The sequence below is a fragment of the Nonomuraea sp. NPDC050153 genome, from assembly GCF_044460125.1.
Lineage (GTDB): Bacteria > Actinomycetota > Actinomycetes > Streptosporangiales > Streptosporangiaceae > Nonomuraea.
The window spans coordinates 51675-67889 of the sequence record NZ_JBITJQ010000016.1; the positions used below are offsets into that span (position 1 = coordinate 51675).

The 16215-nt window shown below is 75.9% G+C and carries 8 protein-coding genes; 3 read left to right on the forward strand and 5 right to left on the reverse strand.

The annotated features are described in order from the left end of the window. Positions 1-64: 64 nt before the first annotated feature. The 5 genes from ACIBQ1_RS33445 to ACIBQ1_RS33465 all read right to left on the reverse strand — a co-directional run bounded on the left by ACIBQ1_RS33445 (position 65) and on the right by ACIBQ1_RS33465 (position 12684). Positions 65-2086 carry a hypothetical protein gene (locus ACIBQ1_RS33445; protein WP_397283289.1) on the reverse strand — a complete coding sequence of 674 codons (2022 nt, stop codon included), beginning with the start codon at positions 2084-2086 and terminating at the stop codon, positions 65-67. Then, complete coding sequence (locus tag ACIBQ1_RS33450) at positions 2083-5799, reverse strand: DUF5682 family protein (protein ID WP_397283290.1); 3717 nt, start codon at positions 5797-5799, stop codon at positions 2083-2085. The genes ACIBQ1_RS33445 and ACIBQ1_RS33450 overlap by 4 nt, the downstream gene beginning before the upstream one ends. Beyond that, positions 5796-6926, reverse strand: a complete 1131-nt coding sequence (locus ACIBQ1_RS33455; RefSeq protein ID WP_397283291.1) for an AAA family ATPase — start codon at positions 6924-6926, stop codon at positions 5796-5798. Before ACIBQ1_RS33455 ends, ACIBQ1_RS33450 begins: the two co-directional genes overlap by 4 nt. Positions 6927-7000: 74 nt before the next feature. Beyond that, a complete protein-coding gene (locus ACIBQ1_RS33460) occupies positions 7001-11821 on the reverse strand; it encodes a DNA-binding protein (protein ID WP_397283292.1) in 4821 nt (1606 codons plus the stop codon). Beyond that, positions 11818-12684, reverse strand: coding sequence for a DUF4132 domain-containing protein (locus ACIBQ1_RS33465; protein WP_397283293.1), 867 nt, complete (start codon positions 12682-12684; stop codon positions 11818-11820). The genes ACIBQ1_RS33460 and ACIBQ1_RS33465 overlap by 4 nt, the downstream gene beginning before the upstream one ends. 247 nt (positions 12685-12931) lie before the next feature. Between ACIBQ1_RS33465 and ACIBQ1_RS33470 the strand changes: the two genes are divergently transcribed. The 3 genes from ACIBQ1_RS33470 (at position 12932) to ACIBQ1_RS33480 (ending at position 16208) form a co-directional block, all read left to right on the forward strand. Continuing rightward, a complete protein-coding gene (locus tag ACIBQ1_RS33470) occupies positions 12932-13804 on the forward strand; it encodes a hypothetical protein (RefSeq protein ID WP_397283294.1) in 873 nt (290 codons plus the stop codon). A 66-nt stretch (positions 13805-13870) separates the two neighbouring features. Further along, complete coding sequence (locus ACIBQ1_RS33475; protein WP_397283295.1) at positions 13871-14707, forward strand: NmrA family NAD(P)-binding protein; 837 nt, start codon at positions 13871-13873, stop codon at positions 14705-14707. A 46-nt stretch (positions 14708-14753) separates the two neighbouring features. Continuing rightward, positions 14754-16208, forward strand: coding sequence for a PucR family transcriptional regulator (locus ACIBQ1_RS33480; RefSeq protein WP_397283296.1), 1455 nt, complete (start codon positions 14754-14756; stop codon positions 16206-16208). The last annotated feature ends 7 nt before the right edge of the window (positions 16209-16215 follow it).

Genomic DNA, 16215 nt, shown 5'->3' on the forward strand with positions numbered 1-16215 from the left:
TGAGAGCGGCGCCCTGGTGAAGGCCGGTCCCCCGCGAGGCGCGCCTCGCGGGGGAAGCCGGGTGTCAGAGGGCGTCGTCGAGCTGCCAGGAGGCCTGGATCATGGCCCGTTCCGTGGCGGCGAGGTGGGTGGCGGCGGCGACCCACGCCCACGCGTACCGATCCGGCCCCGTGTCCGCCAACCGCCCGAAGACGTCGCGGCTGCGGCGGTCGGCCTCGGCGGTGAGCTCGGCGACCAGGTCGGCGGCGGCCTGGAACCCGACGCTGCGCAGCCGGGCGTGCGACTCGCCGTTGCGCGCCGACTCGGCCACCGCCCGCCTTCCGCCGGACACGGCCAGCTCCACCAGCCTGCGCACCCGCCAGAGCGGCGCGCCGGCCACCGGGTCCACCCCGTCGCCGTCCGGAGGCGGCAGGCAGGCGTCCTGGGGCGGCAGGTGGGCTCCCTGGAGGCGGTCGTATCCGAGGTCGGCGTGCCCCTGCCATTCGGGGGGCAGGCGCAGCGTCGCCTCGGTGCCCGGGACCGGACCGACCGCCAGCGGCAGCAGCGTCGCCACCCGGTCGGGCTCCACCCGGCCGACCACCCGTACGGCCAGTCCCGGCCGGGAGGCGAGGCGTCGCAGGTTCTCGACGTGGGCCAGCTCCGGATGGTGGCTCGCCGGGACGAGCCGGATCAGCGGGCCGTAACCGGGGCTGTCAGGAAGAGCCTCGCCGGAGCGGGGGAGCAGCTCCCTGGCCAGTACGTGGTCGCCGGCCGCGCCGACGACGACCAGGTCGCAGCCGACCGGTTCGCGGGCTCGTTCCTCCGTGTCCGACTCGCTCCAGGCGTGACCGGAGAGCCGGGCGCCCGCCGCCTCCGCCAGCGGCTCGGCGAACAGCGCCGCCATCGGGCCCTCCGTCCACGGCATGCCGGAGACGGGCGTGGCCCGCACGTTCTTGCCCGCCCCGAGGCGACCGTCCGGGGAGACGGTGGCGCCGACGATCAGCAGCCCGGCGCGGGACAGCTGGGAGTGGTTGAGCATGGCGGGGCCGATGGAGACGGGCGCGGTCGCGGCCCCACGGGCACGGGCCGATCCGCCCGGTTTGACGTCGGCCACCGAATACCAGCGGCCGTCGTCCGCCACCACGTGCGTCACCACGCCGCCGTACCCGGTGGCGCTGATCACCGGCTCCCTGAACACCCCGTACACCTTCAGGCTCCCGCCCGGCTCGTAGTTGCGCCGTACGGTGCCGGCCAGCGCCGGGTCGGGGTCCGCCCCGGCCAGCCGGCCCGCGGTGAGCAGCAGCTCGCGCAGGGCGGAGACCAGGTCGGCGAGCCGGTGGCCGTCGTGGCGGGCGCGGGCGGCCCGCAACCCCCGCACCACCCGCAGCGCGGCGGCCTCCGCGCCCGGCAGCCCCGCCAGGCGGGCGGTGTGCGCGGCCCGCAGCAGCTCGGCCTGGGGTACGGCGCCGGCGGCGGGCACTCCGGCGGACAGCACGGCCGCGGCGGCGGCCCACAGCCCGGTCGCGGCGGCCACCTGCGCCGCCGTGGGGCCCGCCGCTTCGTGCGCTCCACCGGAACCGGCCCCGTTGCTGCCGGCTTCATCGCCCGGGGCCGCCACGGTGCCGTCGCGCCCGGCCTCGGCCGCCGCCGTCCGCGCGTCACCGGACCCGGCCTGACCGGGCGCCGCCCCGTCGGACGCGGGCTCGCCCGGCCCGGTTCCGTCAGGGGGGTCGGCGGCGGGCGGATGGGGCAGCGCGTCCGCGATCGGGCAGGCGCCCAGCACGGCCGCGCGATGCAGGCAACGCGGCGCCAGCAGGCAACTGCACCGCACCTGGTCACCGTCGTCGATCACACCGGAGGGCCCCGGCGAGAGCGTGACGACCGCGTCCTCGCCGCAGGCGACCTGGACGCCCTCGCCGCCGGCGGTGACGGGCAGGGCGGCGTACTGCTCGATCGCGGCGTCCAGCTTCTTGCGCAGCCGCGAGGTCAGGCTCTCGACGGCGGCGGCGACCACGTCCGGCGTCACCGACGGCAGCGGTCCGCCGGGGGAGCCGGACGGGGCCGGCTCCGGAGCGGTTTCGGGAGTGGTTGGCGTTGAGGGGTTCACCGGTGTTCTCCGCGGAGGCGGTCGCCCACCCATCGGGCGAGGGCGAGCGGGCTGAGCGCGGCGACGGGCATCCCGGCCGCGACGAGTTGCTGGGCGATGGGGATCGAGTAGCGGGGCACGCCCTGGTCGTCCAGTGCGGCGCAGCCCAGCAGGTGCACGCCGGAACCGGCCAGCGCGCGCACCTCCCCGAGCAGGCCGCCGATCGGGTAGCCCTCCTCGAAGTCGCTGACCACCACGACGAGGGTGCGGCTCGGGACCGTGACCAGCGTGCGGGCCTGGGCGAGCCCGGCGGCGATGTGCGTGCCGCCGCCGACCCGTACCTCCAGCAGGAGGGACAGCGGGTCGGCGACCCGGTCGGTCAGGTCGATCACCTGCGTGGAGAACGACAGGAAGTGCGTGGACAGCGTCGGCACCCCCGCCAGCACGGCGGCCGTCAGCGCCGACCAGACCACCGACGCCTCCATGGACCCGGACACGTCGACCACGAGGATCAGCCGCCAGTCGGCCTCCCGGCGGGACCGGGTGCTGAACACCGGCCGTTCGGGCACCACCACGAGCCTCCCGTCGTCCAGGCGGCGCGTGTACGGCAGGTTGGCGCGCAGGGTGCGCGGAAGATCCAGCCTGCCGCCGGGGCGGCGGGTCGGGCGCGGCGTGGCGACCCCGGTCATGGCGGGCCGCAGGCGGGTGGCGAGCTCGCGGGTCAGCTCGTCCACCAGGCGGCGTACGAGCGGGCGCAGCTTGGCCACCTGCTGCTCCGGCAGGCCGCCCGCCAGGGACAGCACCGAGGTCAGCAGTTCCACCGACGGGCGGACGGAGGCGGGGTCGAGTTCGGTCAGCACGTCGGGGCGTCCGGCGTCGGCGGCGCGGGCCAGGACCTCCTCGCGCACCTCGGCGCCGAACAGCGCCTCCAGCTCCTCCGACCACTCACGTGCCGTGGGGAACGGCGCCTCCCGGCCGCCCCCGTCCCCTGGAGCGGGCTGGAAGTCGTTGGCGCCTTCGCCGCGGCCCGCCCCGTACAGTTCGTCCAGGGCTCGGGCGTACGAGCGGGCGTCCGCCGACAGCCGTTCGGACTCCCGGCCGAGCAGGAGCCGCCACCGGTCCGCCGGCCGCAGCCTCCGCCTGATGTCGGCGACCTCGGCCTGAGCGGGGATCCGCGGGCCGTCCGCCGGTGCGACGTCCGCGGACGCCTCTGCCGGGGCGGACGCCTCGGTCGTCAGGGCCGGGATGGGCAGCCGGAGCGCGCGCAGGGCCTCCAGACCGGCCGCGTCGGCGGCGGTCCAGAGGGCGAGCAGCGACGGCGGAGCTTCCAGAGCCACGTCGAGCCGGTCGCCGAGCCGTTCTGACACGACCGCCAGCAGCCGGCTACGCCCGGCCGGGCTGAGCGTGTCGAACCCGCCGCGGAGCGCCGGCAGCCGGTCGAGGAACTCCTTGTCCGTGAGCCCGTCCACCCGGTTCATGAGCGGGTCGAGCGCCGCGGGGGCCGACTGGAGCAGCGGCCCGGCGGCCGTGAGCACGCCGGTCAGCAGCCGGCTCAGCCGGAGGCGGCCGTCGGGGCCGGTCGCGGTGTCGACCCAGCCGGCCGCCCGGTCGCCGAGCGAGGCCGGGCCGTCCAGGTCCAGCAGCACCCGGGCCGCCAGGGCAGCGCCCTGCATGAGGGGCGAGGCCGTACGCGCGAGCACCGCCAGGGCGTCGTCCATCCGCAGACCCAGGCGCTCCTCTCCGGCCCGGGAGGCGAGGGCGACCAGGGCGACCGCGTCCTCCGGCTGATCGCTGCCCGCCAGTCCGGGCAGGGCGCGTACCGCGGCCTCCAGGAGGGTGCCGGACAGCTCGGCGGCCTGCTCGCGGCCCTCCGGCGTGGTGCCGGGCAGGTGCCGGCGGCGCAGGGCCTCCAGCAGGTCGAGGGCTTGGAGCAGCTCGGCGAGGGTGGCGGTGGCCGGCAGCGCGACGGCGGCGTCGGCGAGGCGGTCGGCCACCAGGTCGGGCAGGTCGCAGTCGGCGGCGGCGCGCAGACCGTCGAGGATGAGCGCGCAGGTCGGACCGCCGTCCGCCGACTGGCGGCGGTACGTCTCGCGCAGCGTCCCGGCCGCGGCCTGGGCGAGGGTCACGCCGCGTACGCCCGCCAGGTCCAGCAGGGCCGGGACCGCGGGGGTCCAGGCCAGCCGCCACCTGGTGGTGAGCGCGGCGCCGTCGCCCGTCCCCATCACCTCGATCGGCTCGCCGTAGGTGACGCCGCAGACGAGCAGGCGCCTCAGGGCGACCTCGCGGCGGGCGTCGAGCTCGGAGCGGAGCGGATCGAGACGTACTTCCCGGGGCTCCGGGTTGTCGGGACACGGCAGGCGCAGGGCGGCGAGATCGGCCTCCACGGCGGGCCCGAGCCCGGAACGCGGCGTGCCGGGCGCGGTCCTGCCCCGCTCGGTGCCCACGAACACCGTGTCCAGCGCCCGCGCCAGGGCCCGTCCCCGGCCGAGCGGTTCGCCCTGGCCGAGCACGGTCGTCACCGCCTCCAGCAGCTCACCGCGTCCGGGGGCGGGCAGCCCGCGCAGGCGGGCCAGGTCGCAGGCGAGCCGCAGCGTCTCCACGGCCTCGCCGGTCCCCGCTGTGTGCCCGGCCGAGCGCAGCTCCCGGCACAGGTCGGTGATGGCGCGCGCGGCACCGTCCCGGACCTTCTCCGGATCGCCCCCGGCCGCGAACACCGCCTGCTGCCAGCGCGGGTCCCTGATGCCTGCCGGGTAGCCGGACCGGGAGTCCAGCAGGTCGAACGCGTACGGCACGAGCGAGGTCACCGGCTCCGGCGATCCCTCACGCGACGACGCCGGGGGCCGGGTGACGGCCTCCCCACGTGACGCCGCCGCGTCAGGCGCGGCGCTCTCGTCGGAGGGCAGGCGGAGCGCGGGGGCGTGGAAGGAGCCGATCACCGCCGCCACGCGACGGCCACCGGCCGCGACGGTGGCGAGGACGTGGCGCATGTGGGCTTCGCGGGCCAGGTCCATCGCGGGCACCCCGCCCGCGGCCTCGGCGTCGCGGCGCAGGGCCCAGCCGACGCCGAGGGCGGCGCGGCGGACGGCCTCGGGCTCGCAGCCGGGGGCGAGGACCTCGACGGCGCGGTCCCACATGTCGTCCCCGTCGCGGCCGGTGCTGGACCTGGCCAGCCCGTCGGCGAAGGAGACGCCCCGCGCCCCGTCGCCGGGGGAGACGCCCCGCGCCCCGTCGCCGGGGGAGACGCCCTGCGGGCTCGCCTCGGCAACGGGGGAGACGGCGGCGGCGTGCCAGCCGGGGTCGGACAGCGGGAGGTCGCAGCAGACCACCTCGGCCCCGCGCTTCCAGGCCCACCGGATGGCCACCAGCTCGGGCGAGAAGTCGGCGAACGGGTAGAACCCGAGCCCGCCGTCGTCGCCCCGCGCCCCCGCGAGCGCCACCGGGGCTTGCGTCCCCGGGTCGGCCAGGTGCACGAGCCAGGGCTGGAAGTCGGCCGGCAGCTCGACGCAGACCACTTCGGGGTCGGCGGCGTCCAGCAGCGCCGGCAGCACCGCGGCCAGGGCGGGGCTGTGGTGCCGCACCCCCAGCAGGTACGGCCGCGACGAGGCCGCCAGCGCGGTGACCGCCTCCCGGGGATCCACGCCCGGCACGGCCGCCGGATCGGGTGCCGCCCCCGGCCCGGCCCCCGGATCGGGAGCCGTGGCCGGGGCGGACGGTGTGAGGTTCTGGGAGGTCAACGGAGGTTCTCCCGCAGGTCCCACAGCCGGCGCCACATGGCCGACCCGTCCTCCGCGCGCCTGCGCACCGGCCCGTCCCAATAGCCCAGCAGCCGCCCGTGGTCCGCCGGGTCGTCCTTGCGCACGACTCCCAGCAGGTGACCGGGCACCAGGTCCAGCACGTCGCCGGTGGGCAGGTACGCCACCGCCACCCCCAGGGAGGCCGCCACCTGCACGGCCTCGGCCGTGGACATGACGGTGCCGGGGCGTTCGACGTCCCAGCCCTCCGCGGAGCGGCCGGAGCGCAGGTCGCGGAAGACGGTGACCAGCGCGTCGAGCACCGCGTCGTCCACTCCGAAGGTCGCTCCGGCGCGCTCGACGACGGCCGTGGCCTGGCGGCGCACGAGGGAGACCTCGGCGTCGGCGTCGGAGATGGGGCCGACGGTCTCGAAGTTGAAGCGCCGCTTGAGGGCCGCCGACATCTCCGAGACGCCCCGGTCGCGCAGGTTGGCCGTGGCGATGACGGTGAACCCGGCCACCGCCGCGACCTGCCCGTCCTCGCTCCCGGCCAGCTCGGGTACGCTGACCCGCCGGTCGGACAGGATCGACACCAGCGCGTCCTGGACCTCGGGCAGGCAGCGGGTGATCTCCTCCACCCGGGCGACCCGGCCCGAGCGCATGGCGGTGAGCACGGGCGAGTCGACGAGCGCCGTCCGGCTGGGGCCCTGGGCGAGGAGCAGGGCGTAGTTCCAGCCGTAGCGGAAGGCGTCCTCGGTCGTGCCGGCGGTGCCCTGGACGGTGAGCGCGCTGGTGCCGCACACGGCGGCGGCCAGCAGCTCCGAGAGCATCGACTTGGCGGTGCCGGGCTCGCCCACCAGCAGCAGGCCGCGCTCGCCGGCGAGGGTGACGACGCAGCGTTCGACGAGGGCGCGTTCGCCGACGAACTTGGGCGCGATCTTCATCCGGCCGTCCAGCGGCTCGTCGCCGCTGCCGCAGATGAAGGTCACGACCGCGCGCGGGGTCAGCGCCCAGCCGGGCGGGCGGGGGCCGGAGTCGTGGGCGGCCAGGAAGGCGAGCTCGGCGGCGTGGCGCTCCTCGGCGGGCAGCACCTGCCGGGCCGAGGGAGCGCGATCTTCGGTCAAGGTCATGAGAAGAGAGGTCCTCTGGTCGATCGGTGAATGGACGGGCGCGCCCCCGGTGCGGGAGCGCGCCCCGGGCAGGGTCAGCGGCGGCGTCCGCGCTTCACCTTCAGCTCCTCGAACCGCGGCGCGTCCCCGTCCCGCACCCGTCCCCAGGCCCTGGCGTACAGGCCGGCGGCGGGTTCGGTGGGCACGAGCGGCACGCCGGAGTGCCCCGCCAGGTCGAACAGCGGCAGCTTCCACTGCTCCAGCGGCAGCCGCGGCGCGCTCTGCGCCGTCCACCCGCCGGGCAGGAACAGCGAGCGGCCCGCCCGCTCGCGCGTGGCCCGCACGACCAGGTCGGTATCGGCCAGCTCGGCGTGGGCCGACTTGAGCCGGGCGGGCTTCCAGCCGGTCCACCGGGCCACGTTGCGGTCGGTCGGGTCGGGCATGGCCAGCAGCATCAGGTACGCGGTGGCGGCGTCCTCGCCGAGCCCGTACTCCTTGGCCACCTCGACGACCAGGGCGGGCACGGACCGGCCGGGGTCCTGCGGCCACCACGTGCCGTCGGCGCCGCGCTCCCCGGCGAGCGGGTCGCCGGGGTCGGCCAGCAGGGCCTCGAAGCCGGGGTCCCGGACGGTCCGCAGCGCGTCCATGGCCGGGAACGGCTCCTCCGACCCGATGAGGGCCCGCAGGTACGGGTCGTCACCGGCCGCGTCCAGGAGGGACACGCGGACGGCCGGCGCCGGCCGGTCGTCGGCGGTGGCCATGAGGACGGCGCCGTACCTTTCGTACCCCTCGCCGGTCTCGGTGGGCACGCCGGCCGCCTTGCGGAAGGCGGGCAGGTCGACGTACCGGCCGAGGTCGAGCAGCAGGTCGGGGCTGGCCAGCCGGGCGTGCACGGCGGACAGCGCGCCCGGCAGCGCGGCCCGGATCGGGTCGCCCGCGGGCAGCCGGTGCGCGAGCCAGCGCGACATGACGATGGTCGTGTGGAGGGTGTCGGCCGTGAAGCCGGTGGCGTTGTCGTCGGCGGGCCTGGCACGGTCGCCCTGGATGGTCCAGACCAGGTCGCGGCCGAGCTCCGGCTCACCGGCCGGATCGATGAGGGCGCGCAGCGCGCGGCCGGTGTCCCAGCCGGTCCCGACCGTGCGGGAGGCCTCGCCGAGCAGCCATTCGGGGACGGCCGTCTGGGGGCCGACCTTGTCGTTCCAGACGGCCGCCGCGGCGGCGACGTCGGGGCCGTCGCTCCAGAGCCGGGCGGGCTCCCGGGGCAGCAGCGCGGCGACGACCGCCCGCCGGACCTCGGCGTCGACCTTGCGCAGTTCGTCGCGGGCGATGGCGGCGTCCGCCACCTTCACGCCGATCATGGTGCGGGTCTCCTTGGCGAGGAAGGAGCGCTCATACCCGTCGACGGACGGCAGGCCCGCCACGATCAGCCGGGCCAGCGTCAGGGAGACGCCGGTGAGCCGGGAGAACTCCTCGGCCGCCTCCGGCCGCCAGGGCGCGGGCCCGCGTTCGGCCAGCTCGGCGCGGAACGACTCCAGCCACCCCTGCGGACGATCCACGCCGACCGGGTCGGAGGAGCTCAGCGTGTACGGCGGAGGCACCTCGAACCGCCCGGACGGGTCGTGGAACAGCGCCTTCCACCGGGTCCCGGAGACCTCGGGCGAGTCGTGGCTGACGAACACCAGGAACGCGCCGCCCTCCAGCGGCAGGCCCCCGTGCCAGCTGCCGTCGCGCCACTTGCCGTCGGGCTTCTGCAGATACCGATTGGGCAGGTGAGCGGAGACGCGGCGCCATCGGGACAGGTCGGCCGCCGTGGGCAGCCCGGCCTCGGCCAGGGCGTGCAGCAGCCGCTCCTGCGTGCCTCGGTGCTCCTCGGGGACGGTCGCCGATCCGGTGCGGTAGGCCACCGCGGCCAGGTGGTCGAGCAGCGGCTCCCACTCCAGGCTGGAGTGCGGCAGCTCCGGCCGATCGAGGTGGACGTGGCCCACCCCGGCCGGGGTCTGCTCCGCCAACGCCCGGATCGTCCGGAACTGCTGGAAGGCCCCGTCGACCTGGTTGCGCCAGTAGTAGGAGGTGGAGACCTCCAGCCCGCTGAGCGCCTCCGCCAGCGCGTGGTCCGTGGGGCCTACGGGCGCCTGCCGGTGGTGTCCGCCGGACAGGGACTCGGTGAGCCTGGCGGAGACGGCGTCCAGCGAGGCCTGCTGCGCGGCGGCGAACCGGACGATCCCGGCGATACCCGCCACCAGCCCGTCGTGGCTGACCTGGGGCAGCAGCTCGCGGATGCGCGCCGGGAGGTCCTCCTCACGGGCCACGGCCAGCAGCCGCGCGGCGGTGTCCGGGTCGAGCCCGCGCAGGGCGGCCGACCCCTCGGGGTCCCTCGGCCGCAGGCAGTGCCAGTAGCGCAGCGGCGGCAGGATGATCGTGCCCTCCCCGAACACGCCGGGCGCGGCGTCGGTCTTGGCCGTGGCGGTGACCACGCCGTCGGCGTCGACGAGCTCGACCCGGTAGCTCCCCTTCAGGACGGCCACGTGCCGGTCGGCGCCGGGGAAGGTCAGGATGCGCACCGGCGAGCCGCCTCCCTGCGGGAGAGTGACCGCGCGGCCGGAGGTGTCCTCGCCGCGCAGCGAGCCGTCGGGCAGCCGCGTCACCCGCCAGCCGAACAGCCCGTCCGCGGGCACGCCCGCCGGGGCCGCCTCCTCGGACGGGGCGGGCAGCACCCAGCCCCGCTCGAACGTCGTGCCCGCGGGGACGTCGGTGAGGAAGGCGGGCCGGCTCTTCCTGCCGTGCTCCCCGCTCGCCGGGTCGTATTCGTGCCATCCGAGGGTGTCGTGGTCGGACCCGTCCCAGGTCCACACCCAGTAGGAGGTGCCGTCGCTGATCACGGACCGTTCGAGGGGCACGGTGGTGTCGCCGGCGTGCAGCAGGCCGAGCCCGGTGGTGCGCCCGCCGCCGGGCAACGGCAGGGTGACCGGGTCGTCGCCGCGGTACCAGTCCAGGCGCGTGCCCCGGGTGCTGCCGCTCTGGCTCTCGACGGCGTGGACGCGGTCGGCGGAGGTGTGCCAGTAGCCGCGGAAGGCGTTGTCGGCGGCGCGGGACTGCCAGTAGACGAGCAGGTCGCCGTCGACGTAGTGGTAGCCGATGTCGCCCCACGTGTCGTTGGGCGGGACGCGCAGGTCGTGGGTGAGCACGGTGCCCTCGTGGTCGAGCACGCGGGCCTGCCGGGAGCCCGCCGCGATCAGGTACGGCCAGGCGTCGGCGACCACGATGTCGTCGACGTCTTTCCTCGGCACGAGGGTCGCGGCCGCCTCCTCCCAGGCCGGCCAGCCCAGCTCGTCGAAGATCCCGGCCCGCAGCGTACGGGCGAGCACGGGCGAGATGTTGGCCGCCGCGGCCTGACGTACCTCGTCCTCGGCCAGGACCAGGGCCTCGCCCGGCAGCCAGGACAGCCGCCGCAGCGCGTCGGGCAGCTCGGGCAGCCCCGCGGACGTCGACTGCGTGGCGACCTTGCGCACCCACCCGGCCAGCATCGGCCGGCCGCCGTCGGAGCCGGCCAGCAGCCGGACGGCGCGCAGCGCGTCGCTGTCGCCGGAGAAGGAGTAGGCCGCGCGCTCGAAGGGCTGCGCGAACCTGCCGTCGGCGGCCAGCGCGGCCAGGTCGCGCTGACCCTCGCCCTGTGCCCAGTGCTCCAGCCGCAGCGCGTCGCCCTCGCGGGGGTCGGCCACCGGCAGTCCGAGCGCGAGGAACAGGTCGAGCAGATCGACGTCGTACGGGTCCGTCAGCCCGGTCGCGGTGCCGGCGAGCTCGGCGCGCAGCCGGTCGGCGGCCCGTTCGACGAGCGAGTAGAGGACCGGCAGCCGGGGCGGCATGCCCCAGGCGGCGTTGCGGGCGACGAGGAAGCGCCGGAGCCAGCCCGACGCGCCGTCCTCCGGCGCCTGGCCCGAGACCAGCTCGTCGATGGCACCCGTGGCCTCGAGGACGTCCATCCACACGCCGGGCAGCTCGCTGTCGTGGCTCTGCGGCATGGCCGCGAGCAGCGTCGCGCGCACCTCGGGGTCCTGCCTGCCGAGCGCCCCGATCGCCGCGCGGTGGGCCTTCCACCAGCCGGTGGCGGCCCGCAGGGTGGCGGGCAGGGCGAGCAGCTCGCGCAGGTACGACTGCTCGGTCGCGTCGGCGTCCACGCCGGCCGCCCTGGCCAGGCGGCGCAGGTCGGTGGCCATCTGGGCCGAGGGCGGCAGCCCGCCCGCCGTGCGCCGCAGGCACAGCAGGGAGAAGCGGCGCAGCGCCTCGTCGGCGGACACCCGGCCGGCCAGCTCCTTGGCGTAGCCGGACAGCACCTTGACCGGCAGCGCCCCCGCCAGCGCGAACTCCAGGAACACCTCGTCGAGCCGGTCCTCGTCGACCGCCAGCCCGTGCTCGGCCTCCGCCTTACGCGCGCTGGAGAACATCTGGGCGGCGTAGGTGGCGTTCTCCACGCCGGTGAACACCCGTCCGGCCTGTTCGTAGAACGTGGGCAGGAAGTGCGGCACGGACGCGGCGAGCCGGCGGGCCAGCTCGTGGTAGCCGTCGAGCGCGTTCTTCGGCTTGGACTTGGCCTGCCGGGCGACGCGCTCCAGCTCCGGCACGACGGCGAGCGCGTGATGCCCGTCGTCGGGGTGGTGCACCAGCACCCACTCGGGGAAGCCGAGCGAACGCCGTAACCCGAGCCCGACCACCTCGGGCTCCCCGTCGGCCGCCAGGCCCAGGAACCCGGCCGCCAGGTCCTCGGCCGCCCCCAGCTCGCCGGCGACCAGGCGCACGACCACCCGGTCGTCGAGCCCGGGGTGCCGGTAGCGGCGGGCGGTCATCGGCACGGCACTCTCGCCCGCGACCTCGGTGCCCGGCGGCAGGATCGCCCCGGCCTTCAACATGTCGTCACTCATGCGTCCTTGCCCTCCTCGACCTTGCGCCCCGCGTACAGCGCCGCGGCCATCCGCATCCCCTCCGACCACGCGACCGGGCCGACCTCACGCAGCGGCAGCGTCCTGCCGTCGAGGTTCTGCCAGTTCAGGCCGCCCGTGGTGACCTCGTCCTCCCAGTACGGCTCGCCGATCCAGACGCTCGCCTCGGTGATGGCCCCGGCGTCGCGAACCCGGCAGGTGGCGTAGCCGCCGGTGACCCGGTAGCCGAGCCCGGTGGCCCGAGCGGCCAGGCCGAAGCGGGAGTCGTACGTGCCGCCGGAGAACTCCGTCACGGACGTCGCCTTGCCGTCCAGGTCGTCGGGCTTGCGCCAGGTGGCGCGGTGGATCTGCTCGACCTTCTGGACCACGCCCAGCTCGGCGGCGAACTCCCGCAGGTCGTCGAGGTCGGGCAGCAGCACCGGGTGGGGCAGCGTCACCGTGCGCGGCGACAGCCGTACGGTCTCGCCGTCGAGGTTGACCACCCGCAGCTCGCCCGTCTCGGTGGCGTCGCGCAGGAAGCCCACCTCGTCGGGGTCGTCGCCGACCACGGCCAGGTCGCGCAGTGCCGACTGCCACGCCTCGTCCGGCCACACCCGGGCCAGCAGCCCGGTCGGCACGGGCAGGGACGACACCATCCACAGGTCCACCTGCGCCACGCACGCGGCGGCGTGGCGGTCGAGCCACTCGGCGAGGCGGCGCAGCCGGTCCACCTCGGGGTGATCACGTAGTGCCTTCGGCAGCGATTTCAGCTGCCGTCCCGCCGCCCGGCCGGAGGTGGCTCGCGCCGCCACCCGGCCCTCCATGAGGGCGACCTCGTATCCGTCGCCCGCTGCCAGCCAACCCAACGGTCCCCGCCTTCCAGACGCCCGAATCCGGGCATGAAACATCGAATGAGCAGGGGTTTCCAGCCCCCTGCCGCTGTTGATGCGCCGAACCTAGCGGCCCCGACCGACAAATGCGGGCGGGTCAGGCGAATTATGTCGGACCTGGTCATCGCGTGGATGACCTGTCTGATCGGAGTGCGGGGTTGTCAGGGCGTCAGTCGGTGCCTCATGATCGTCGCGACGGGCGACCGCACGGGGGTGACAGTTCGTGGGCGGCAGATCATCGATCGTGATCACCGTGCTGGCTCTGGTCCTGGTCATGACGTCGTGCGGCGGCGACCGGCCCGAGCAGACGCCGACGCCCGCGGCCTCCTCCCGGACGACCCCGCCGCCGTCCCCCAGCGCGCCGTCCCCCAGCGCGCCGGCCGCGTGGGCCCAGGGCTTCTGCCTCGACGTACGGGTGCCCAAACCCGACAGCCAGGTCCCGGCGCCGGTCGACTGCGCCCTGGCGACGGCCGGAGTGCGGATCGTCCGGCTGGTGGCGCAGGGCCAGGGCGGCGCGAAGTGCCCGCGCGACTCCGACGGCTGGCTGGACACCCCGGCGGGCACCGAGACGGCCTGCCTGCGCAACCGCGTCGGCCCGCACCCCGGAGACCCCGGCAAGGGCGGGGGCGTCCTGCAGGTCGGCGACTGCACGCTCGTCAAGGACGGCGACGTCCAGGAACGGGCCTGCTTCGACGCCCACGGCCCCGGCCGGATCCGCTCCTTCACCAGGACCAAGAAGGCGTGCGAGCGCAGGATCTGGTCCTACGCCTACAAGTGGAACGGCTCGTACGTCTGCGTCGGCCCCGGCGAGGACGCCACGGACGTCGGCCCCAGGTACGAGCCGGGCAGCTGCCTGACCGCCCCCAAGACCAAGAAGCGCAAGACCGTGTTCGGCACCGAGACGGCCATCGTCGGCGGCCTGAAGAAGACGCCGTGCAAGGGCGGCAAGGCGTGGGGGAAGGTGGTCGGGAACATCAGCATCGAGCTCGAGTGCAAGCGCCCGGCCGACTACTCGGTGACGGCCAACACCACGACGTACGTGCTGCCGCACGGCGCCGACCCCTACCCGTCCGTCACCTGCGTCCGGCGCCTCTAGGGCCCCTCAGCCGGGCGGACCAGCGGATCGCCCTGGAGCGCGAGCCGTTCCCGATAGTGTGACCGCATGATCTTAGTGACCGGCGCCACCGGCAACATCGGCTCGGAACTGGTCGCCGCGCTGGCCGCGGCGGGCCGGCCGGTGCGGGCCCTCGTCCGGAACCCGCTCGGCGCCGCCCTCCCGGCCGGTGCCGAGGCCGTGACCGGCGACCTCAACCGGCCCGAGAGCCTGGCCGGAGCGCTCGACGGCGCCCAGGGGCTGTTCCTCCTGCCGGGTTACGCGGACCTGCCCAAGCTGCTGGCCCTGGCCCGCGACGCCGGGGTGCGGCACGTCGTGCTCCTTTCCGGCGGTTCGGCCGCGCTGGAGGACCTCGGGAACGCCGTCTCCCGCTACATGACGCTCTCGGAGCGGGCCGTGCGCGAGTCGGGGCTGTCGTGGACGTTCCTGCGGCCCAGGTCGTTCATGTCGAACGCGCTGCGCTGGCTCCCGCAGCTGGCGGCGGGCGACGTGGTGCGGGTGCCGTTCGCCGAGGTGCCGGTCGCGGCCATTGACCCGTACGACATCGCCGCGGTCGCGGCCCGCGCGCTGCTGAGCGGCGAGCACGAGGGCCGGATCCACGAGCTGACCGGCTCCCGCGCGCTGCTGCCCGCCGACCAGGTGGCCGTGCTCGCCCGGGTGCTGGGCAGGGACCTGCGGTGCGAGGGGCTGACGAACAGCCAGGCGCGGGCCGAGATGGAGGCGGGCATGCCGGTCGAGTACGTCGACGCCTTCTTCCGGTTCTTCGTGGACGGCACGCTCGACGAGACGACGGTCCACCCGACCGTGGAGAACGTGCTCGGCCGGCCGCCGCGCACGTTCGAGCAGTGGGCGGAGGCCCACGCGGACGCCTTCCGCGAGGACTGAGGGCGACGCTCGGGGCAGCACTGAAGACCCGCCATATCCTTTGTGGGTGACCACAAAGGTGTCGGTGGAGGACCTGCTGCGCTCTCCCGCCCTCCAGCTGCGGCTCCTGGCCGGTGAGGCGGGGCTGGGGCGGTCGGTGTCGTGGGCGCACGTCAGCGAGCTCGACGACCCCACGCCCTGGCTGCTGGGCGCGGAGGTCATCATGACCACGGGGATCGCGATCCCGCGCCAGGCCGCCAGGCAGCGCGCCTACCTGGCACGGCTCGACGACGCGGGCGTGTCCGCGCTCGCCCTGTCGGCCCAGCTGCACGTGCCCCCGTTGCACGACGCGTTCATCCGGGCCGCCGAGGAGCGGGGGATGCCCGTGCTGGAGGTGCCGCTGGCCGTGCCGTTCATCGCGATCGCCCAGGAGGTGGCCGCGGCCGTGCAGGAGGACGCCAGGCAGCGCCTGGGCGCGCAGCTGCAGGTGTTCGGGGCGCTGCGCTGGCTGGCGGCCGAGGACCTCGACTCCGCGACGCTGTTCAAACGGCTCGAACGGCTGTCCGGCTACGAGGTCTACCTGTGCACCCCGCAGGGGCGGCCGCTGCTGCCGGGGGTGCCGGTGCCCGACGTCTCGGTGCTGCCCTCCGAGCCGGAGGCGCCGCCCACCATTCCGGGGGGTTTCGTGCTGCCCGTGCCCGCGCCGGGCGGTCCGGCGGGCTTCCTCGTCGCCTTCGAACGCCAGGGGGCCAGGCCCGCCGGCCTGGCCGTGGTGCAGCACATCGCCACGGTGGCCGCCCTGCAGGTGGCCATGGCCCGCAACGAGCGCGAGACGCTGCGCCGCCAGGGCGCCGAGACCCTGTCCGAGCTGCTCCAGGACGTCCTCGACCCGGCCGCGGCCCGGCGGCGCCTGGTCAGGATGGGCCTCCCCGTGGACGCGGAGCTGGCCCTCCTCGTGATCAGGAACGTGCCCGACGAGGCCATCCAGCGCGCGATCGACGACGAGCCGCACCTCATGCTCCGCCGGGGCGACGACCGCTACGTGCTCGGCCCGCCCGCCCTCGGCACGGCGGTCGCCGCGCTGCCGGGCGTCGCGGCGGGCATGAGCAGGCCGTTCCCGCCCGGGGAGTCCATGCAGATCCCCAAGCGGGAGGCGGTGTGGGCGGCCTCCTCGGCGGCCGAGTCGGGGCGCGCGCTGATCCACTACGGCGACGACACCACCGGCCGGTGGCTGCCCGACGACCCGGGGGCGCTCACGGCGCTGGTCGAGAACGTGCTCGGCAAGGCGCTCGCCTACGACTCCGCGCACGGATCGCAGCTCCTGGCGTCCGTACGCACCTGGATGGAGCGCGACCGGCGCACCGAGGACGCCGCGACCGCGCTGCACATCCACCCCAACACGCTGGCGTACCGGCTGCGCAGGTTCGCCGAGCTGACGGGGCGCGATCTGACGTCCACGGCCGCGTTCGCCGAGGTCTGGCTGGCCCTGCGGGCCGGCCGCCAGCTCGGGCTCATGGACTGATCCCCGG

Bases quoted from the DNA above. Each gene is read 5' to 3' on its own strand.
- ACIBQ1_RS33455 (WP_397283291.1), bottom strand. From the start codon at position 6,926: ATGACCTTGACCGAAGATCGCGCTCCCTCGGCCCGGCAGGTGCTGCCC.
- ACIBQ1_RS33475 (WP_397283295.1), top strand. From the start codon at position 13,871: ATGATCTTAGTGACCGGCGCCACCGGCAACATCGGCTCGGAACTGGTC.
- ACIBQ1_RS33460 (WP_397283292.1), bottom strand. From the start codon at position 11,821: ATGAGTGACGACATGTTGAAGGCCGGGGCGATCCTGCCGCCGGGCACC.